This is a genomic window from Laspinema olomoucense D3b (assembly GCF_025370785.1).
GTDB lineage: Bacteria > Cyanobacteriota > Cyanobacteriia > Cyanobacteriales > Laspinemataceae > Laspinema > Laspinema olomoucense.
In genome coordinates this window covers 265,251-285,338 of sequence record NZ_JAMXFA010000003.1, presented here as the reverse complement: position 1 = coordinate 285,338, position 20,088 = coordinate 265,251, and the positions used below count along the sequence as shown (strand labels likewise).

The 20,088-nt window shown below is 49.0% G+C and carries 12 protein-coding genes; 2 read left to right on the top strand and 10 right to left on the bottom strand.

The features are described from left to right. The 8 genes from NG792_RS03585 to NG792_RS03550 form a co-directional block, all read right to left on the bottom strand. Positions 1 to 1,380, bottom strand: coding sequence for an ATP-binding protein (locus tag NG792_RS03585; protein WP_261234547.1), 1,380 nt, complete (start codon positions 1,378 to 1,380; stop codon positions 1 to 3). A 770-nt stretch (positions 1,381 to 2,150) separates the two neighbouring features. Continuing rightward, positions 2,151 to 2,426 (bottom strand): hypothetical protein, encoded by a 276-nt coding sequence (locus tag NG792_RS03580; protein ID WP_261200283.1) that lies wholly within the window; start codon positions 2,424 to 2,426, stop codon positions 2,151 to 2,153. A gap of 848 nt (positions 2,427 to 3,274) precedes the next feature. After that, positions 3,275 to 10,063 carry an AAA family ATPase gene (locus tag NG792_RS03575; protein ID WP_261234546.1) on the bottom strand — a complete coding sequence of 2,263 codons (6,789 nt, stop codon included), beginning with the start codon at positions 10,061 to 10,063 and terminating at the stop codon, positions 3,275 to 3,277. A gap of 850 nt (positions 10,064 to 10,913) precedes the next feature. Then, positions 10,914 to 11,507 carry a phycobilisome rod-core linker polypeptide gene (locus NG792_RS03570; RefSeq protein WP_261234545.1) on the bottom strand — a complete coding sequence of 198 codons (594 nt, stop codon included), beginning with the start codon at positions 11,505 to 11,507 and terminating at the stop codon, positions 10,914 to 10,916. A 216-nt stretch (positions 11,508 to 11,723) separates the two neighbouring features. Then, positions 11,724 to 12,236 carry a globin family protein gene (locus NG792_RS03565; protein ID WP_261200280.1) on the bottom strand — a complete coding sequence of 171 codons (513 nt, stop codon included), beginning with the start codon at positions 12,234 to 12,236 and terminating at the stop codon, positions 11,724 to 11,726. 164 nt (positions 12,237 to 12,400) lie between these two features. Beyond that, entirely contained in the window at positions 12,401 to 13,075 is a 675-nt protein-coding gene (locus tag NG792_RS03560; protein ID WP_261234544.1) for a GvpL/GvpF family gas vesicle protein, read from the bottom strand. Positions 13,076 to 13,078: 3 nt separating this feature from the next. Further along, a complete protein-coding gene (locus NG792_RS03555) occupies positions 13,079 to 14,656 on the bottom strand; it encodes a hypothetical protein (protein WP_261234542.1) in 1,578 nt (525 codons plus the stop codon). After that, positions 14,649 to 16,538 carry a serine/threonine-protein kinase gene (locus tag NG792_RS03550; protein WP_261234541.1) on the bottom strand — a complete coding sequence of 630 codons (1,890 nt, stop codon included), beginning with the start codon at positions 16,536 to 16,538 and terminating at the stop codon, positions 14,649 to 14,651. The genes NG792_RS03555 and NG792_RS03550 overlap by 8 nt, the downstream gene beginning before the upstream one ends. Positions 16,539 to 16,897: 359 nt before the next feature. Here NG792_RS03550 and NG792_RS03545 point away from each other — a divergent pair, with 359 nt between their 5' ends. Further along, positions 16,898 to 17,380 (top strand): 2Fe-2S iron-sulfur cluster-binding protein, encoded by a 483-nt coding sequence (locus NG792_RS03545; protein WP_261200327.1) that lies wholly within the window; start codon positions 16,898 to 16,900, stop codon positions 17,378 to 17,380. A gap of 566 nt (positions 17,381 to 17,946) precedes the next feature. Here the strand turns inward: NG792_RS03545 and NG792_RS03540 are convergent. Further along, a complete protein-coding gene (locus NG792_RS03540; protein WP_261200276.1) occupies positions 17,947 to 18,477 on the bottom strand; it encodes a pentapeptide repeat-containing protein in 531 nt (176 codons plus the stop codon). Positions 18,478 to 18,597: 120 nt separating this feature from the next. Here NG792_RS03540 and NG792_RS03535 point away from each other — a divergent pair, with 120 nt between their 5' ends. Beyond that, complete coding sequence (locus tag NG792_RS03535) at positions 18,598 to 19,143, top strand: YraN family protein (RefSeq protein ID WP_261234538.1); 546 nt, start codon at positions 18,598 to 18,600, stop codon at positions 19,141 to 19,143. A gap of 59 nt (positions 19,144 to 19,202) precedes the next feature. Here NG792_RS03535 and NG792_RS03530 read toward each other — a convergent pair whose 3' ends face one another. Continuing rightward, positions 19,203 to 19,592: a hypothetical protein gene (locus NG792_RS03530; protein WP_207089712.1), complete on the bottom strand. Its 390-nt coding sequence runs from the start codon at positions 19,590 to 19,592 to the stop codon at positions 19,203 to 19,205. Positions 19,593 to 20,088 lie beyond the last annotated feature (496 nt).

Below are 20,088 nucleotides of genomic sequence, written 5' to 3'. Positions count from 1 at the left end.
TCAACCGTCATCGTGGGTCTTGGGTACTCGACTCGGGATTTTAGGCAGGGGAAAAGACGAAGAGAGGGCTTCCTTTTTGGATTGGGCTTCTGCCAAAATGGGGTTGATATCAAACCAGCGACCGGAGTCGCGATCGCGGTATTCAAACACAAACATACTTCGCAATAAATGTTGATAGGCGGCCTCGCCTCTAACATTTTTGGTATCATGCACTTGATTGAGCAGTTCCCAATCCGTCGGGGCGATCGCCAGTACCAAGTCGTTCCGCCGTTCCGAAATGACAGTTTCAATCGTTTCTCGACCAAAAGGCGGGTCTTCTTGTTGTAAGCATCGATAGATCAACCCCAATAAATTTCGCACATGGCCACCACTAATCCGGCACAAGCGGTCTAAGGTTTCCGCACTATCAAAGACTTGGGTAATTAAGTCTAGCCGTTCTCGGGGTGTCAGTTCAGGAAATGCCCGCGCCAGGACCATTTGCCGGAGTAACTCTAACCCTTCCTCAAAGTCTTCCCCATCGCGCGATCGTACGGGCACCATTGGCAGCACTTTCGGGGCCACCCCCGCCCCCAAGCGGCTTTTGAGCGCTTCGGATTCATGGGAAAACATTAAAGAAAGGGGAATCGTATAAACTAAATGACATTTAAGTTTGCGAAGTTGTTCACCCCGATCAACGAATAAATATTCCGTTTGCGATCGCCCAGAGGGTAACGGTCGATTATCCACGCGATCGAGGTTATCTACAATCACCACTAACCCCCGTTTGTCTCTTCGTTGCAACTCTTGAGTTGCCGCCGAAAGAATATCCTCATTAATCGATTGTAAAATCCCACTGGTACGCGGTTCTAAATATTGCCGTAACTGCGTTCGCAGTTTAGGACTTTCTTTCGCTTGGCTGGTAATTTGCGCGATCGAAATCGCTAAATCCGCCGAGGGGTCAATATCAATAGGCGCTTGCCAGACTTCCGTAATTTCTTTAAACAGCTTGGTAAAATAGCTAGAGGTCAGGGGAATTCCACTGACTGCTAGATTTTCCGTCACCTGTCTGGCGATCGCCAGCAAAATATCAGAAATATCCACATCGGCCATTTCCAAGTCCCGAGAGGACTCAAAATACACCACATGAAATTCTGCCTCTTCCAATTGAGACTTTAACCGTAACAACTCCGTGGATTTCCCACAACCAATATGTCCCGTAAATAACTGGCAAGTGGGAATATCCGGAGACAATCGGGTAATGGTTCGGCCCAACTCCTCAATAATTTTACCCCCTCGGACCCCGGAGAAATCAATATAATACGGTCTATCCTCCGGATTTCCAATGGATAACGTCTTACTGGGGTTACACGCTTGATAAAATTTTCTCAAATTAATTTCCATCACCCTTGCCCTTGGTTTTTGAACTGGGTAGAAGCCACTAATCCCCTGAAAGAAAAACCGAAAACGTCAACACTTCTAAGATTAACAGCAAATGGGTTTTTTTCCCATCAGGGTTTTTCCACCGGAAGACCGTACCTACCCCAGTTACTTCGCTGTACTCCCGGGCAGAAACCAACCCCCCTGGGGTATGGGTACAGCGGCCAGAATACCGGGTTTCCTCATCAAATCTCTATCAATTCGTGACCTATCTGGACCAGACACCCCGGTTTTTGATGTGACGGTTTGAATCGTCAATCCATGTCCTACGGGGTTTCCCCTTAGCTCAGTCTCCGTTAGCTACGGTGAGTCCTGATCGGGTATTCAGGTTCAGTTCTGTTCCCCTGGGTTCCAAGCTGTAGAGGCTTTCTTCCACGCCACAACTCGCTTTCTCTTTCCTCAAAAGAGCAGTCGGGTAAGCCCGGTAATAGAGGTCCCTTCAATGATTCGCTCCCCAGAGACCGTCATGCTTTTATTGCTTTCAACTCAATTTAAACGGGATTAGAGCGTCTGGTCTACATCCCGGAGGGCGCACTCACCCCTCACTGTCTGTTTCCGAGGTTTAAAGCATCTGAAAAACCGCCGTCATTTCGCCCTAGTTCTGAGAAAACTTATTCAGGGTGCGATCGCCCCCGTTTATCCCGATTTCCTAGGTTCCTGCTCAAATTTCTACCCTTCCTGGTGAAGCGATGGATTGTTCCTGGGTGAATCAACCGTGATCCCGTGCTCGGAGCTTATTTGCAAATCCCTAATAACTCGCATTTTCCGGGTTGTTCCCCCCTAGCGGCCACCAAGAGTTCCTGTGACCTAGACTCCTCTTGAGTCACCACAGAATTCGATTGCTGCCCTAAAAATAGTCCAGGGTCAGCAGACTTTAACATTCCATCTCTAGCGAAAGTATTGCTGCCAGTCGTGACCAGAACGGGCAGGGCGAATAATAGACTCAACAGTTTGGTATTCATCAGTTTGGTATTCATCATCTCAATCATCTCCTGGGATAGGTTACGCACCCTCTTTTATTCCTCGACTTTTTTATTGTTACTTAAGTTGCTATTTCTAATTATCTTTCCCAAGGTCAGGATTTTTCATCTGCCTGGGGTTAGGACTTAGAAATACTCAAATTTAGGAAAAACCTCGGCAAATTCCCTGATTTTTTTAGGCTTCCTCCCGTGGATGAAGCCACTTGATTCAGGGAAGGCTTTTACACCTTGCGCTGCTCTCGCCGCGCTTTGCAGTCTTCCTCAATCCAACTCCCTTAATTTTGTCGAGTTTACATCCAAAATTGGAGGAATAGAGTGACAGTTTCGACAATGGATTGTCCTGTGGCGTTCACACTCCGCCTGGAAAGTGCTCCTACCCTCCTACACCCGGGATAACCTTGACGCCAGTGCCGGTAATCCATTGGTTTCTCACGCCCCCCTCTGCTCCAATCGGAGGCGATCGCACCTCGATTCGCGAATGAGGACAGGACGAGATGTGGCACAGTCTTCGCCCACAAATTAACCCCGCTTACGGAACTCTACCTTTATTGTACCAAAAATGGAAATCCCCCAAACCTAGCACGATAAAATCACCCCCCCTAATCGGCTAACTCAAAGGGTATATTCTTCTCGGAACTTGCAGTCTGGTGGGTTACCTCCCCCAATAGGGCTGCACTTCTACCGCAAAGGGTAGCAACCGGGTTTCTTGACACACGCTGTAGCCATCCGTAATGCACCTGAGCGAGAGACCCGCTTTCTGGTCCCCTGGCGCTCAGTCTTCCACTGGCGTCCTCGGAACTGAGCGTTTCCATCCCCCTGTCTGGAACACTCTACAAGGTTATTCCCAAAAATCCGGGCTGCTACGGTAAAAAGGGGGATTATAATTTCTCATTGACATTCAGCGGATCTAACCCCTCCCAAACTTTCGAGATGCCATGTCTCAAGAAATACTCGCAACGCTCCACGTAGAACCGCGCCGCTTGGTCTTGTGGGTTATTTTCTAAGACTTTTTTAAACAATTGATGGGCTTCCGCAAATTTTTCCCCTTGATATAAAACAATGCCTCGCTCAAATTTAGTCCGCGAGCCTAACTTCGTCTCAATCAAACTTTGAGGATAGCAATCTAGCACTTCAAACACTGCAACCGAGTCTTTTTTACCCTTAACTTGGACTTTACCTAAAAATCGATAATTGTACTTCGTGGGGTCATCTAAATGAATCAAGGTTTGGCCGCTAATCACGATAGAAGCGCCATACAATTTAGTGAGTCCTTCCATCCGGGAGGCCAAATTCACGGCATCAGAAATCACTGTGGTTTCCATGCGTTGTTCTTCGCCAATGGTCCCCAGCATCAAGCTGCCGGTATGTAAGCCAATCCCAATGGCGATCGGCATATAGCCGCTCTTTTGGCGATGGACGTTGTAAATCATCACCTGTTTTTGCATTTCGATCGCCGCGCGCATGGCATCTTCTGCGGTATCGGGAAATAGCGCCATCACCGCATCCCCAATATATTTATCAATAAACCCATGATGGTTTCTAATCACCGGACCCACTCGACTCAAATAAGAGTTAATAAAGTTAAAGTTCTCCCGAGGGGACATCCGTTCCGAGAGGGTGGTAAAAGAGCGAATATCCGAGAACAGAATAGTCATATCTTTCTGGACTTGATCCCCCAATTGCACATCCAAAATGGTGTCATAGCCGAGGAACTGGATAAACTCTCTTGGCACAAAGCGGGCATAAGCCAAGTTAATTTTAGACAATTGGATGTGCATTTTAATCCGCGCCAACAGCTCATTTTTGGAGATGGGTTTGGTCAGATAATCATTGGCCCCAGAGCCAAAGGCTTCCATCATGTCCGAGGCTTGATTTCGGGCGGTTAACAACACCACAGGTAACTCATTGGCGGGGAACTTTTCGCGAATCCGCTGACAGACTTCATAGCCGGTCATTTTCGGCATCATCACATCCAGCAAAATCAAATCGGGTCGCAAGCCATTTTCCAGTTCTGCTAAGGCTTCGGGTCCATTACTCGCCGTGGCGATCGCATAATTTTCCAGGGATAAATGATTGACCAGCACTTGTAAATTAATCGGTTCATCATCCACGATTAAAATTTGGAACTCGCCATTACTCCGGGTCCGCCACCCTTCCACCGGGGCGATCGGTAGGGCGACTGGGGCGAGTGCTTCTTCCGTGACAACGGGTTCCGAAGGTTCAGGCAAGGCAATTTCCAGGTTCTGAACCTGGTTCGCCGAGATGGGCAGGGTAAAGGTAAACCGAGACCCTTCTCCCACTCCAGACTCCACCCAGATTTTACCCTCATGGAGTTCCACCAGTTGCTTGGCGATCGACAATCCCAACCCCACAGACCCGTAAGCGCGGAGTGAGGCCCCATCGCTTTGCTCAAACAGTCCAAAAATCTGACTTAACTTACTCTGGGTAATCCCAATCCCCGTATCTGAGACGGTAATTGCTAAATATAAATGTTGGTTTTCCGCATCCACGGTAGGGCGAGTCACTCTTCCTTGGAGGATGGAACGGGGATATCTCACACGACTCCATCCCCCATCCTCTGTTGCTCCTTCATCGTCTTCTGTCATCAGTCCTTCTTGTCCCGATAACACCGTCGCCGAAACTTCAACGGTCCCGGAATCTGTATATTTGATGGCATTGCCGACTAAATTATGTAAAATTTGCTGGACCCGGTTTTCATCGGCATCCACCAGGGGAACATCTTTCCCCACGGCATTCACCAGTTGCAGGGTTTTCCCTCCCACTAAGGGTTGACAAATGGTGAGGACGACGTTGGTAATTTCTCGCATTCCCAAGGGTTTTAGGTCAAGTTGGATATTTTTATGCTTGAGCTTGGAAAAGTCGAGCAAATCCTGGACCAATTGCGCCAGGGTTTGACCACTAGAGACAACCAGGGAGAGATTGGCCCGTTGCAGTTCGCTGAGGTCTCCCGTGGCCCCATCTAACATGGATTCGGTAATCCCGATAATGCCATTCAGGGGAGTGCAAAGTTCATGGGAGGTACTGGCGAGAAATTCGTCTTTGAGTTCATCGAGGTCTTGCAGGGCCCGATTTTTGGTTTCTAACTCTTCCGATGAGGTGAGTAAGTTGGTATAGAGGCGAGCATTATCGATGGAAATAGCAGCTTGGGAGGAGAGCAGTTTGAGGACTTCCAAGCGGTCCGGAGTAAAGGCCCCGGTGGTGATGTTATTTTCTAAGTAGAGAATACCGATGAGTTTGCCCTGATGAACGATGGGCGCACAGAGGATGGACTGGGGTTGATAGTCGATAATATAGGGGTCATGGATGAAGCGTTCCTCGGCGATCGCCTCTTTAATCACCACCGATTCCTGAGTCCGGGCGACATAGTTAATGATAGTCAGGGGCAGGCGGCTGCTATTTTCCACCGGGATATGTTGGCCGATGATCACCTCAGTTTCGTGAGTGGTTCCGGTGGCTTCAATATAGAGTTTATTGTTGGTTTCTAAAATTAATGAGATGGTTTCTGCGCCCGCATTTTCCATGACAATTTTCATGAGTTTTTTCAGCAGATTATCTAGGACGATTTCGCCATTAATTGCAGCAGAGGCTTTGACAAAGGCGGTTAAATCGAGTAAACCTGCATGAGAACCCGTGGTGGTTGAAATGGTGGTGGTGGTGCTCAGGACTCCCCCTCCTCCTTGTCCCTCCAGACTCCCTCGGGCGATGGAATTGGAATAGCTGGCATCTAGTTCGCTGGCTTTGCGAGTTGCCCCCCAACGCAGATAGGCATAATAAGCTTCGGTGATATAGGTGGAGGTGATTTTGTCAAGATTGAGTTGCTGATAAAATTCTCCGGCGCGTTCGCAGGCGATCGCCGCTTCATGAATGTAACCATATTTGCGGGCGGATTTGATGGCGCGATCGTAATGGGTCATCGCCGCCACTTTTCGACCTAAAACCCGCGCTTTTTCCGCCTCAATCAATTCATACTTATGCCGATAGTTTTGTGGGGCGTGTAAGGCCCATCGCTTCATTTTTTGCTGGGCCAGTTGGACCCGCGCCAACCCTTTAATTTTCTGGGCGGGTGTCCCTTGGGGATAGAGAGCAAGTAAGGCTAAAGACTGGTAAAAATTGTGTTCATTAACGCTGAGTAACCCGACTACGCCTTGTTGATAATTTTCTGCTAAAGCAGCATAATAAACTGCCCGTTCATATTCTCCAAATAAATAACATAAGATGGTTTTTGCCAGATAGGCCGCAAATACCGACATGGTATTGTTAGATTGAATCAAAATCGGGAGCAGGGTTTCTTCATCAAAGCTGTCTCCACTCAAGAGGCAGGGATTGGGTAATTCTCCTTGGAGGTTGAGGATGAATTGTCGCCAAATCCGCGCGTAATGGACATGAAAATCCAGCTTGAGTTGGACCATCCAAGCAATATAATGATCGGATTCGGCGGCCACTGCCTCCAGGGGTTCTCCTCGAAATAAATTATGATTGCAATAATGCAGGGCGGCGTGTCCTGCCCATTCAATATCCCCGGTTTCGAGGCCATAAGTAAAGGCATTTTTTAAGGGATCGATGGTATCTTGGAGGGGAATTTTGGCGTGTTTGATATGGGCATAAACTAAATCCCCTACTTTCGCTTTCATGGTTTTATCGTCAAATTGCTCTAGCAGCCGTAAGGCGAGTTCACCACTGCGATCGCCTCCCTTAATATCTGACCAGGAACCATACAACAGCACCCCATAAAACCCATAAGCAAAGGCAGAAAGCACGGAGTTTCCATACTTGACGCAGAGGTCTATCATGGTATAGACCACCAGATGCAACATATTCACCGAAGAGATATATGCCGCTGGGGTCATGGCGACTAAAATTCTCATAGCGGCTAACTGTTCAGGATTGCTCATGGGTGGTAAAGCCGCTAAATCTTCAAGGCTCTTGTTTTTGAGAATCCATTTCGTACGGATTGCGCCCCAAATTCGATGGAATTGATTCGGCTGTTTCGGCATGGTTATTCCTAACAGTTGGAGAACCATAGCGCCGGTATTGATAGCCTTATCCATTTGATTTTGAGAAACATAAGATTGTATTTTCTTTTCGTAAATCCCAATCTTTTCTAATAAGGTTCGGGTGTTTTTTAGGGCATCCTGGGCCAGGTAATTGGCTCTTTCATAATTTGCCACTAAATATTCAGCTTCAATTAATTCATTGTAGAGATTTAAAGTAAATTCATACCGAGAAATCCAGCTATCTTCGGGGAGTAATTCTAGGGCTTTTGATAGATATTTGACCCCATTTTGATAAGCCATTGTAGTCTTGGCTTTTTGACCGGCTAGAAAATTGAGATGAGCCACTTTACTGGTTTCAGATTGAGAGGCGATTAAACTCAAGCCCGTATTCAAATGATTGACAATCTCAAACAGCTTTTCTTCCCGTTCTTCGGCAGTACAATGTTTGAGCAGGAGTTTTCCTACTTTGAGGTGAACCTGTTGTTTACGTTCCTCGGAAATCAGAGAATAGGCAACCTGGGCGACGCGATCGTGCAAGAATTGATAGGCCACCACTAAGTTATCGACCGGCAAAGCAACGGGTTCCTCATTGCCAAAAATGAGAGGAATTTTATAAGTATTGGCGACGGGTAGAATTAATCCTTGCTGTACCGCTTCTTGGAGGTCCGTAGCGGTAGCTGAAAGAGATTTTTCATTGACGAGGGCAAGAATATCAATATAAAAGATATTGCCAATACAAGCGGCAACTTGTAAAGCCTTTTGGGTAGATTCGGGAAGCTGTTGAATTTTATCGACCATTAAATCCACCACATTATCAGTGATGGAAAGTTGCTCAATTCTGGGGAGATCCCACTCCCAACGCCCTGCACTGAGGTTACAAACCAGTAGATTATCCTGGATGAGGGAATTGAGCAGCATCCTCACAAAAAAAGGATTGCCATGAGTTTTATGGTGGATGAGTTCCGCTAAGGGTCGCGATCGCACCGTGGGACAGCTTAGGGTATCGGCAATCAGTTGGTTAAGACATTCGATATTTAAAGGTTCCAGCGCGATCGTTGTCACCCGCACTCCAGACTGTTGAAATCGCCGGATCATTGGGAGTAACGGATGGCGAGGGCTATCGATTTCGTTTTCGGGATAGGCTCCAATCAGCAACAAACATTGGCGATCGGATGCGCTGACGATCGCCTGTAACAGGGTCATCGATGCAGCATCTGCCCAATGTAAATCGTCTAAAAATAGCACCAGCGGATGTTCTTGAGTCGTAAAAACGCTCAGGAATTTTTGAAAGACCACACTTAACCGATTCTGCGATTCCGAAGGCGGCAGAACCGGCACCGGAGGCTGTTTCCCAATAATGAGTTCCACTTCCGGAATCAGGTCAATAATCACTTGACCATTTTTACCCAGTTGCAATAAAATTTGCTCTCGCCATTCGGTGATTCGGTCTTCACTTTCGCTTAAAATTAGGCGCATTAATTGCTGGAAGGCTTCAATCAGTCCGCCGTAGGGAATATTGCTTCTATACCGTTCAAATTTTCCCGAAATAAAATAGCCATTTTGTCTAATCAAGGGTTGGTGCATCGCCTGAAGTAGGGCCGATTTTCCCACCCCGGAATAGCCGGAAATTAGAACAATTTCACAGGATGATGAGGGGAGTTCGGCGGTTTTGTCTGTGCCGGAAATGGCGGAGATGACGGGGGCTTTGCGCCTAATTCTCCAGTAGGCTTCTTGGAGTAGCGCCAGTTCGCGATCGCGCCCATAGAGTTTTTCCGAAACCAGCAATTCCCCGGATAAATCCGCCGTCCCTAGGGCGAATTTCGTGATTTTGCCGCTTTCATTCAGTTGAGTTAAACAGGTGAGCAGATCCCCTTTGAGTCCGTAAGCACTTTGATAGCGCTCATCTGGGTTTTTTGCCAACAGTTTCATCACGATATTAGAAACTGCCCGAGGAATTTCTGGCTTAACTTCCGTGAGGGGACGGGGATTTTTGGCTAAATGAGCATGGACAATTTCCATCGGGTCTGTCCCTTTAAAGGGCAGTTCCCCCAGGAGCATTTCATAAAAAGTTACCCCCAGAGAATAAAAGTCCGACCGATAATCCAGTTCCCGATTCATCCGCCCGGTTTGTTCCGGGGACATATAGGGCAATGTCCCCTCCACGGCTCCCGGATTGACGGCCTTTTGGACGATAGAAATACTAAAATCTGTAATTTTTACTTGCTGGGTTTTTCCCTGAATAATAATATTTAAAGGATGAAGGTCGCGATGAATAATATGAGCGTTATGAATTTCTCCTAAAATTTCCGCCAGTTGGATGGCGATCTGTAAAAATTCTTTTAAATTTAACCTGATTCCGGTCAAATAGTGTTTGAGGGAAACCCCGCCCATATCCTCTAGGACTAAGGCAAGCTGATTGTATTCAAAGGTTTCCAAGGCATACACCTTGATAATTCCTGAACTGTTTAAATTCCGGGTAATTTCATATTCATGGTGAAGTTTGGCCAGTTCCTCCGGGGTGGGGTACTCGGCTTTGAGGAGCTTGAGGATCACTCGTTGGTCGTCGAGTTCTCGTTGAGCACGATAAACGATGGTGTTGACACCTTCGTAAATTTTTTCAATGATGGTGTAGCCTTTAAGCGAGATCGTCATGAGTCTCAACAATAGTCGATAGGTAGGCGTTAGAATGAAAAAGGTTTGATCCCCAGTTCAAGAGTGGGTTGTTTTCACGGACTTACCCCCTTTACGGCTCAATTACAACTGAGACAATCGGCAGAGGTAGACCCTTGATGTGCCAGGTCTGGATTGTGTTTCTCCACAGGGGATGTTTGTTACAATCCATTGAGACTGACTCTCCTCATTGAATCATCGCACCCCACCTCCGAGCCATTGTCATGGATGCTCACCCCTGAATCGGACCCAAACGGGTTCTTTTGAGCGGAGCGAAACAATCCGGCGTCATTTCACCGGGCGGAGGAACAGAACCCTGAGAACACCACTGTAGAAGCTGCACCCCGTTGCCCTCAAAATATGGATTAATCCATCGCAGTCGAATGAATCTCTATTGATTATGATAAGACGCCTTCGAGAGCTTTTAGTCCCCCGTTGCTAGACGCCGGTGGAGGAAAGCCTGGGGGAGGATAAGGGCGTCCCCTTCACTTGCCACCGATTCAATGTTCTATCGGTTGTAAGGGAGGTATGGAATAGGGCAAGGGAAAGCATTTTGATACACCCGCTTTCCGATCGCGCTGGGAATGTAGACTGACCTGATCCTTGGCCTCGGTTACCATCCCGAGGAAAGGGTAGGGATTACCCCCTTACCTGCTCACTGATTTTAAAGGTAATTTTGTGACTGTGCTAGAACCTCGGTGAAATCTTTGCTGGAAGGGGGCTAATTTTGAGCTGTTGGTGAATCAAACGGGCCGATCGCAACCCTCCCTAGATCTCAAAGGGGTGCGAAAACTCGCACCCCCTGGAGAATACCTGACATCAAACTCCCAATTCAAGATTCCCGGACTCGTGAGGAAGGGGTCCAAGAGGGCCGACAAGTCCCTCCCGTGCAATTGAGATGGAGTTCATGCCAATACAGGGTTGGAATCGCCCAACCGCGATCGCCTGCGTGTTCTTCTCCCAACCAGCGGTTTTCTAAATAATCATTCGGAGATTCATAGCGATGAGGATGCCAATAGGGAACGGTCAAGGACCCATAAACCTTGCGATACTCTTCCGAGTCAATCAAGGCCGATACCATTGCCCCCACACCATGTTCAACCAGTAACCAATCACATTCGCGGATTTCTGCTTCATCATGAGGCGATCGGCCTAAAAAATGCTTAAACGCATTCTCAATAAATTTGACATTGGAACTTTTCTCATAGAAACTTTCCAAATAAATTGAAGAGACGGCAATACTCTTTAAAAAATGCCGAATTCCAATTTTCCCCTTGATAAATTCTTTCTCTAACCCCGCTAACTTTTTCCGCTCAAACTGATAAGGTTGCCGTTCTAAGACTTGATGATAAATTTGTCGCAGAACTCCTTCTCGTTCTTCAACCGAGGCTTTCTGCTTCATCGTCACTGGTTCTTGTAAGCTCATGGTCTGCTCCTTTATTTGGATAAACCGAGTGGGATATTCATCCCGACATGAGGAGTGAGGCTGCTGATGGCTCACTGAAAACCCCTTTTTTGTCCCGGGATGGGAGACCGTATTAAATAAGTAGGACCAGAAACCGGGTTGCTGAACATAAGGGGTGGCTAATTAACAGCATTTTGGTGAAAAACCCCGGTTTCTAACCCTTGCTGCGTTCGCGTCCTAGGTGGCGATCGCCGCTTTTTGAACATTTGCCATCAGTTTTGGCGGAATATCTAATGCCTCAATCATCCGATTAATATAAGGATCAAGGTACTGATTTGCACTACTGGGTAAATGAGCATTGGTCGTTTCTTTCAGACAACGATAGGCTACCCCACAGGAATTTTGTCTCTGATAGGCCGTCAAAATATTAGATTGCCACAACACCAAGGAATCATTAAAGAACCGTGGATCATCTTTGAGAATGGCTAAGGCACTGTAGCGCATCACTTGAGTCATATCGTAATAACAGCGTTGTCCGTGCTTTTGCATAATGTCTGGATGCAGGGACATAAACTTCTTCAAGGCATGACGGACCAACAGGTCTCCCTTCTCCCGTAACATTTCGTAGGTTTTCACTCGTTCTGCAAAGGTTTGCAGATACCGTTTCATCCCTTGTAAATCCCCGGGACTGAGATACTGCCCTTCGTTTTCGTTAATGAGTTCTTGTAATTTGGAATTGATAGCTTGCATTGCATCCCCCTCTTTCTGAACCCGGACCCAATTTTTATGGCTTTTCTATGTCTAGTGTTATCGATCGCCGCCTCTTCCGGCAAGGGATTGATTTAATTTTTAATATTTCAGTAAATACCCTGAGTAGCGGGAACTAGCGGGGGGTGACAGGTGCCAGCAGCCTCTCAGACAAAATGATAGGGCGGGAGGGCATCCCCCAACTGTAACTCCCAGGCGGAACAGGTTTGCTGCCACTCTTGAAATCGTTCATAGAGTAAAGGTTCTTCCTGGATGGGGGCTAATAGAAAAATTCGATGACTCTGATCCTCAAGGTCCGAGGCGATCGCCTGGGGATAGCATTCAGTCACTTGGCGGCGAATCCAGTCCCACTGGGCGGATTGCTCATTTTGAAAGGCTTGAATCACTTGATAGCGCTGTTTTTTTGCGAGTAAATAGGCTTTACCACGGACCTCAGCGGAAATCTCAAACTCGGGTTCAGGACGGGGAAGGCATTTTAAAATGTACTCCCCTTGACCGACAAAGCGATCGAGTTTCTCTAAATATTCCGCTTCCCGAGTGATTAAATGCTCTTGTAATGCCTGGAGGGACCGAAATAGGGTTCCAAATCTCAGGGGTAAGAGGCACTGTTGGGGAAACAATTCTCCCAGGGTGCGATCATGGGCGACGATCGCCTGAACCAAAAGCGCATCATCCCCTTGCAAGCGCTGAATATCCACATCGAATTCCACCACAGCACAAATCTGCTTCCCGGGAACCAGTTGCACCGCTTGGCCAATTCCGAGGGGCAGTTCTAACTCAACCGTAGGTATTTTTAAAAAAGCGTAAGCGTAAACTTCCATCAGTTAACTAGGAATAAATTCGATCGCCAAGCCTAGCTGTGCCCAACCGGATTGCCAGTATTGCTCGCCGGGGCAGATTTCTACTGCTAAAGTATCCTCCCGGCTTAACAACCCTGTCACCAGAGTTTCTACGGGATCACAGGCGGTTTTCTCCGGCATGGAGGGGAACGAGACGGGGGCAACTCGGTCCCAGAATCGGGCAGATAACTGTTCCAGGGCGATCGCTTCAGAATACCACCCACTCGGAGAAGATTGAATCACCGTCCCTAAAGCTAGAGGCGCGATCGGCGAAGCAGGCTGTCCCGTAGCAATATCAATTGACCAGGAGAACCTGGGGGTTTCCACGGTCAAAATTCCCACCAGGCGCACCATTCCGGTTTCCCACTCTCGTTCCGGTTGCAGGATGCGGCCATTGACTCCAGCAATCCATTGCATTGCCTCTAATCCTGACCCTAGCATCTTCCACAACAGTTGAGAGGCTAATTCATCGATGGAAATCTCTGGGGGAGGGGGTGGTTGGGGGGGAGTCAGGGCGAGGCGACTGGCGATCGCCACCAATAAGGGAATCAATTCCGACCCCTTCCCGTGGTTGTTGCTTCCAGAAATGCCCTGACTCTTTTCTTGCCATTCCCAGAAAAGAGGAAGGACTGCAGCAGCAATTCCCCCATCGCAAGTCCCAGGAGTGGTGGAGGAATCGGGATAGTCTACCAGGGCTTGACAGGCGCGAATTTTCACGCAAGTGGGGTGATCTGGGTCTGAAAATGGCCCCGAGAAGAACTCCAGTTCCGGATCCCGAACAAATTCAAACTCTAAGGTGAGTTGAATCTCACCCACCTGCCAGCGACTCCCGGGTTGCAGGAATTCCACCGCCGTGGGTTGGAGGAAGCGGGCGAGTTCTGGGGTAGCCCGGTGCAGTTGTTCGAGGAGTTGGGAGAGGAAGTCGCCCAGGGGAATGGACTCACGCAAGGGGGCAATTGCATCGGACTGAATCCGAGTGGTTTCCGGGTCCAGGGGGACTAATTCGCCGGGGTAGGGACAAGGGCGATCGCTGGCGAGGTCAAAAAACCAGTGGCAATCCCCACTCTTTCCCCGTAATCCGAGCACCAGTCGCACTATTCCCCCGTCCCATCCCTGTTCGGGTTGGAAGATATGGGCAGGAATCCCGCTAATCAGTCGCATCACCGCTTCGCAACTGCTGACGGCGTACCAGAGGAGTTCTGGAATCCAGTCTTCTAGGGGGATGAACAGAGATTCTGGGGCGGCAATGGGGTCTAGGTTGGGTTCTGGGGAGAGAACAGCCGCTTGCTGGAAGGCATCGAGGACCTGACAAGCTTCCGGGAGGACGTAGGGGGTGAGGATTTCCGGAGTGGGGGGAGAGTCGAAGAGGCGGACGACTTCGGGTCGCCGCATTTCGGATACCTTGGCGATTAGTTTCTCCCAGGCGGAGATCGCCCCGGGGTCTAAGCAATATTCACCGGCTTTAGGGCCGGTCTTTGGGGGAATCAGCTTGAGAATGGTCTGCCGGACCTTTAAAGGGTCAAAGGGTGGATGTTCCGGGTTTAAGGGTTGGGGTTCACTCATCAGGTTTCCTTCCCTCGATCTGGAAGAAGTGGATCGCGCCGCCAAAGTCAGTCCGGGTGGCGATCGCTAAATTTAGGGGATTCGGTGGCATTTGGGTTCCGGAATTGAAGGCGGCAGCCAGGGCGATGGGGGACCCCGGTCCTTGCACCGCAGCCACTGGCTCTAAGTCGTTATTAAACCAGAGAATTTGCCCTTTCTCATCGGCAGTCGCCCCACCTCCAGGGACAGAGGACAAACAAACTGGCAGGGTTTCTAAGGGTAGCCGACGCACCCGCAGGGGCCAAAGTTGAATCTGCCACAGGGCGGGTCTGGGGTGACGGCTGATTCCCACCAGGGTATAGGGTTGTTCAGTTAAAATCACCGGGTCCAAAATGCCCTGAAATGATTCTGCACCGACTCGGGTTCCCCGTCGGGTATAAACCTGAAACAGGGTCCGGCCCTGGTTGGGGGTGGAGTCATAGCGAATTGCTAGGAGATGTTTGGAGTCGAGAAAGAGGATCCTAGGCAGCTCATCGTCAGGAATTGGGCAGTGATGGTCTGGGGCCTTAAATCCAGTGGGGGGAAGGCTGGCAAGGGAATAAAAGTTGAGTTGTCCGGGAAGGGCAATGGCTAACCAGCGGCAGTCGGGGTCGATCGCCATCCGAAATTCGCCATCACAGGTGAGTTGCTGTTGGGGTTGACCCTGGGCGATCGCCAGCCAATACAGCCGACGTCCGGTACTGACCCAACAGCCCCCCGTCCCGGGCAGAACTTCCGTGACGCGATCGGGAAAATCGACCACCTTGGGGGGGAGGGCTAGTTGATGCCAGAGTCTCACCTGATTAGCATGGGCAGCGTAGAGATAGCCATCCTGGGAGACTAACGCCGTGGTGGGGACCGCCAGGGGAATGCGGGAATGTTGGCTACTGGGGCATTCCGGCTTGGACTGCAACGGGGACTCGTTCAAGGGTAACGGGCGATCGCCCCAGAGTCTGACTGCTGGTTCATTCATCGCTTCCTGTATCCCTTGTGCCATTTGTGCCGCGCTAGAGTACCGACGCGCCGGGAGTTTCTCTAAGGCTTTTTCCACGATTAACCGCAAGGGCAAAGGCACCTGTTCTGGAACCTGCAAGCGCTGATTCAAATGCGCCCACATCAGGTCCCCAGGTTTTCCCGTAAAGGGTCGATATCCCAGAAGCAGTTCAAACAGCAAAATCCCCATAGAGTAAATATCCGCACCCCGAGAGTACAAGCCATAAAAGCCTTCCGGGGCTGCATAAGCCGTCGCCCCCACTGCTTCCATTTCATCATTCTCCCCGCGACGACTCCCTTGCAGTTCGCCGAAACGCCGCGCAATGCCAAAATCGGAGAGACGGGCAAACCAAGACCCATTTCTGACGCTTAACAGGATATTTTCCGGTTTGATATCACAGTGAATGATTCCCTCATCATGAGCCGATTCCAATCCCGCCAGAATCCCCAGCATTAATTGCATCCCTTCCCCTAAACTCAGGGAAGCGTTTGCTTCCAGGAGTTCCCGCAGGGTTGCCCCTTCACAATAGTCCATCACTAAATATCGGGCAGCAGGGGTTTGTTCTAAGGCACGACAGGTGACAATATGCGGATGTTGCAACGTGAGTAAGGACAACAGTTCGCGCAAAAATTTATGGGTGGGTAGACGCAGGTGAGTCAGTTCTTTGAGGGCCACCAATTGGCCGGTTTTGCGCTCGATCGCACAAAAGACTTTGCCAAATTGTCCCTGCCCCACTAAGGCTAAAACTCGGTATTTGGGCAGTTGCTTTTGGAGTTGCCGCAATTCCTTGGGTGTTGCGGGTCCCGAGGGACGACTTCCTCTCAGATAGCCGCGATTCGGCCCCTCATCGGATTGGTTAGTCCGGTCCATCCTCTCTCCCTTGTTGATCAGGTCTTGATCATGCGATCGCTTTGTGCTCTGATGAGTCATCCCAACTCGCCGCGTATGTTGCCCCTTCCTATCCTAAATCCCTTTGCCTGCGAATGACCGCTTTCCACCCCGCCTCGGGCCTGCTGACTTGAACCGCCAATGTCACAATAATTAAGATTGAGCCAGCCTTCAGGGTGCATCAACTTTTCAATCGGTCGGGGTGAGCATAATTATCTTTAATTGTCAAGGGTTAATATCAAAAAAAGCCCGTCCCCTTGCTCATTATCCGCACACTCAAAACCGGATCTACCCTAACTCGTGATCAACCCCACAACCCACAACAAATCACCCAATATAAGATGGTCAAAACTGTTCGCCTAGAACCAATCGCCCAAGATACCGAAGTTCAGACAAATGCTAACATTCTCTCGGCCCTACTCGCTGAAGATCTCCACGTACTCAAAGAATGTGGAGGGCGAGGATTATGTGCCACCTGCCATGTGTTTATCAAACAAGGCATGGAGAGTCTCTCTCCAATGGGACGCCGAGAACAACGCACCCTAGAGGTGATCACCACCGCCAAAATGAACTCTCGTCTCGCCTGTCAGTCCCGCATCCTCGGAGAAGGAGTCGTCGTCGAAGTCCCGACAGGGATGTATCTCGATGCGATTGAAGATATCGAGGCCCTCATCGGGCGGCGCACCGAACAAGATCTCTTACATCCCATCACGGGTCAAATTGTGGTGGAATCGGGTAAGTTAATTACGCGATCGGTCATTCTTGAGCTCAAAGATGTTCGCCTGCAAGTCGGACAATATTTAGCCCGCACTCGCGAAGCTTAAAAGCACTGGGTTTCTGAGTGTAATGCTCTCTCTAGTTCGGAAATAGAGCTCTTACCTCATTCCCGATTAATCCCCCCAAACTCTCAGAGAAAGGGGGGATTTTAATGCAACAGTCCTGCCAGAATGGTTCTGACAGGACTGCCTGTTATAGTGACTTGTTAAAAAGACCTTTGAGGTCTGTGTTATTTAGATTTTCTATGTTTCTACTTTATCTGAACCTCGCAAGAGCGCACATCTATCTTTAGAGAGAAGTTGCCGGAGTCGGGGGTTAGAGGCGGCAGAACTTTAGGAGGTTGGTCGAGTAGAGAGTAAAAACCGGGTTTTTTCAGAAAGTAAACCTCTGGCAAAATTCTTTTAAGCCTCCCTTAATACCGCCAATCGGTTGGGGGGTTCTCTCCAGTATTTTGCCAGAGGTCAAGTCTAGGGCGATGGGCAACAAATCTGGCAAGAAACCCGGTTGATTGTCCTCCAGATTGAATCGAGAAGTGCTGTTCTAGGAGAAGCCAAAACAGGCGATCGCCTCCCTTCCAGGGCAGGAAATTGTTAATCCCTCACCACCACCCGTTCTAATCGCAATAAAGGGTATCGCGGGTGTTGCGTCCCGTAACAGGATTGGTCCCGGTAGCCAGTTCACAGAGGATAGCAGTGGCATCATCGCGCAGGTAAACATCGGTAAAATCTGCGCCTTCGATGTTGGCCCCGTTAAATTTGGCACTGAAGGCAAAAGACCCTTCGAGAATGGCATTTTTGAGGTTTGATTTGATAAACCGGGCCGTATCTAAGGTGGCGTTACTCAGGTTTGCACCTTCTAAATTTGCCTCTTCTAGGTGGGCGGCAAATAAGCTGGCCCCTTGCAAGTTGGCATGACTTAAGTTACTTTTACGCAGGTTAGCGTGGTTAAAGCTGGCTTGGGTAAGGTCGCGACCGGAAAAATCCACACCGAGGAGGTTTTCTTTGTTATAGTTTTGGGCTAGAGCCTCGGGAGGATAAGCTGTGGTCAGGGTGGCAACTGTTCCGACTGCCAAGAGCCAAACCAGTACCGAAACAACCAGACTCATGACCCGAGTCCAACCCCAGTTACAAAACCAATTTTTCATACGTTCGTTTCGTCGATCCAAAAGTGACTCCTGCGCGATGGGAGGGATAATTTTTTAAGACAAAGAAAATTCAAGTATCCGTTGTTATTTTACCAGCAAGAGTAACCCTGGAGTTGTCTGATGTCTGCCTCTTCTCCCCTGTGGTTCAGTATTCCGGCTGATCAAAATCCCACTCCTGGTTTGTGGGGTGAAGCGTTTGTTGCTCAATGGTTACTGGATAAGGGATGGGAGATTTGGGCCCGACGTTGGCGCTGTCGCTGGGGGGAAATTGATCTGATTGCTGGGCAGTATTCTTATACAACACAAAGTAAGCCGGTTGTCAAGGGAGATCTCTCCCCTCATTTAGTCCGGAGTGAGGGGGGTCTGTTGGCATTTGTGGAAGTCAAAACGCGATCGCCAGGGAGTTGGGATGCCGGGGGTCTGCTGGCCATTTCGCCGGGGAAGCAAGCCAAACTGATCCAAACCGCCCAGTTATTTTTAGCGGAACATCCGGAGTTAGCTGAGTTTCCCTGTCGGTTTGATGTAGCTTTGGTCCAGTATCACCGCCAAAGGCGATCGCCCCAGTCAGGGGTTAATCTCCCAGGCGATCGCGCAGGTCAATCCCAACCCACTACAGACTATTGCTTTACCCTGCATGATTATATTTGTGGAGCGTTCGATGCCTAAAATCGAAACCCCCTAATGTGTCCCGGGGACGAGAGTTCAGTTGTGGGAATTGGCCCGGTTTATGCTAAAGTTTCCGGACAATACCCCAACCCTTGCACAAATTGTTCGCGAAATTCCTCAATTTCACTCAAGTCAGGATGACCGTGAGAGACAACCGCAATCTGATAGCGACGCATCACCTCAATGGGAGACTGTTCGTTTTCCAATGCCCACAGCGCCATTTGCAAGCGGATACTCGGTTGACCGGGGATTCCTAGTTCATTCATAAAGGCTCGAAAATCCCCATCCTGCTGCGCTTTCAGGGGGTGATTCATTTTCACCCGCACAATCCATCCGTCAATTTGATGAATCACGGTGAGGAAACGCACCGGCAGATTCGCGCTGGTGTTGAGATATTCCGCAACTCTTAGGGTTAGACTGGCATTTGCCAGGTGATAGAGGTAATCCATCTTCACCAATTTCCGTATTCTGGGACAATAATGAGTCATCTGGGTTGTCCTGTGGGTTAGTTGATTGCTTGTTGGCTCCATGAACCTAGCTTTCCCCATCCCTAGCAAAGCTTTAATAACTCTAGCCTTTGGACTTTGTAGCGCCAGGGAAAATATGGCTACATGAGTTCAGGCCAGTGCTAGGAAAGGAATCCAGATGCTTTGCGTTCTCATCGAATTAAGAAGAAACTTAACTGAAGTAGGGAAGAATTGAACTTTCTTAGAGATGTGACTTTACAGGAAAGGTTCGCTGGTAAAAATCTGGAGATTTTGCCAACTTTGTGTATAGGTTGCTCTGCTTTTATTCAATTCACCCCTGTCCTTGTCATCCTTCGATCGCGTAACTCTCAAAGCTTCACCTTCTATTGTGGCGATCGCTTGGTTTTTCTAACATGGGTAATATCCCTCTGATGATATGGGGAAGTCTACCCAAGTTCTTACACTTACCCAGAGATTC

Excerpts from the sequence above, each read along its gene's own strand:
- NG792_RS03545 (WP_261200327.1), top strand. The coding sequence starts at position 16,898 with ATGGTCAAAACTGTTCGCCTAGAACCAATCGCCCAAGATACCGAAGTT.
- NG792_RS03575 (WP_261234546.1), bottom strand. The coding sequence starts at position 10,063 with ATGACGATCTCGCTTAAAGGCTACACCATCATTGAAAAAATTTACGAA.
- NG792_RS03540 (WP_261200276.1), bottom strand. The coding sequence starts at position 18,477 with ATGAAAAATTGGTTTTGTAACTGGGGTTGGACTCGGGTCATGAGTCTG.
- NG792_RS03585 (WP_261234547.1), bottom strand. The coding sequence starts at position 1,380 with ATGGAAATTAATTTGAGAAAATTTTATCAAGCGTGTAACCCCAGTAAG.
- NG792_RS03570 (WP_261234545.1), bottom strand. The coding sequence starts at position 11,507 with ATGAGCTTACAAGAACCAGTGACGATGAAGCAGAAAGCCTCGGTTGAA.
- NG792_RS03530 (WP_207089712.1), bottom strand. The coding sequence starts at position 19,592 with ATGGATTACCTCTATCACCTGGCAAATGCCAGTCTAACCCTAAGAGTT.
- NG792_RS03560 (WP_261234544.1), bottom strand. The coding sequence starts at position 13,075 with ATGGAAGTTTACGCTTACGCTTTTTTAAAAATACCTACGGTTGAGTTA.
- NG792_RS03550 (WP_261234541.1), bottom strand. The coding sequence starts at position 16,538 with ATGGACCGGACTAACCAATCCGATGAGGGGCCGAATCGCGGCTATCTG.
- NG792_RS03565 (WP_261200280.1), bottom strand. The coding sequence starts at position 12,236 with ATGCAAGCTATCAATTCCAAATTACAAGAACTCATTAACGAAAACGAA.
- NG792_RS03555 (WP_261234542.1), bottom strand. The coding sequence starts at position 14,656 with ATGAGTGAACCCCAACCCTTAAACCCGGAACATCCACCCTTTGACCCT.
- NG792_RS03535 (WP_261234538.1), top strand. The coding sequence starts at position 18,598 with ATGTCTGCCTCTTCTCCCCTGTGGTTCAGTATTCCGGCTGATCAAAAT.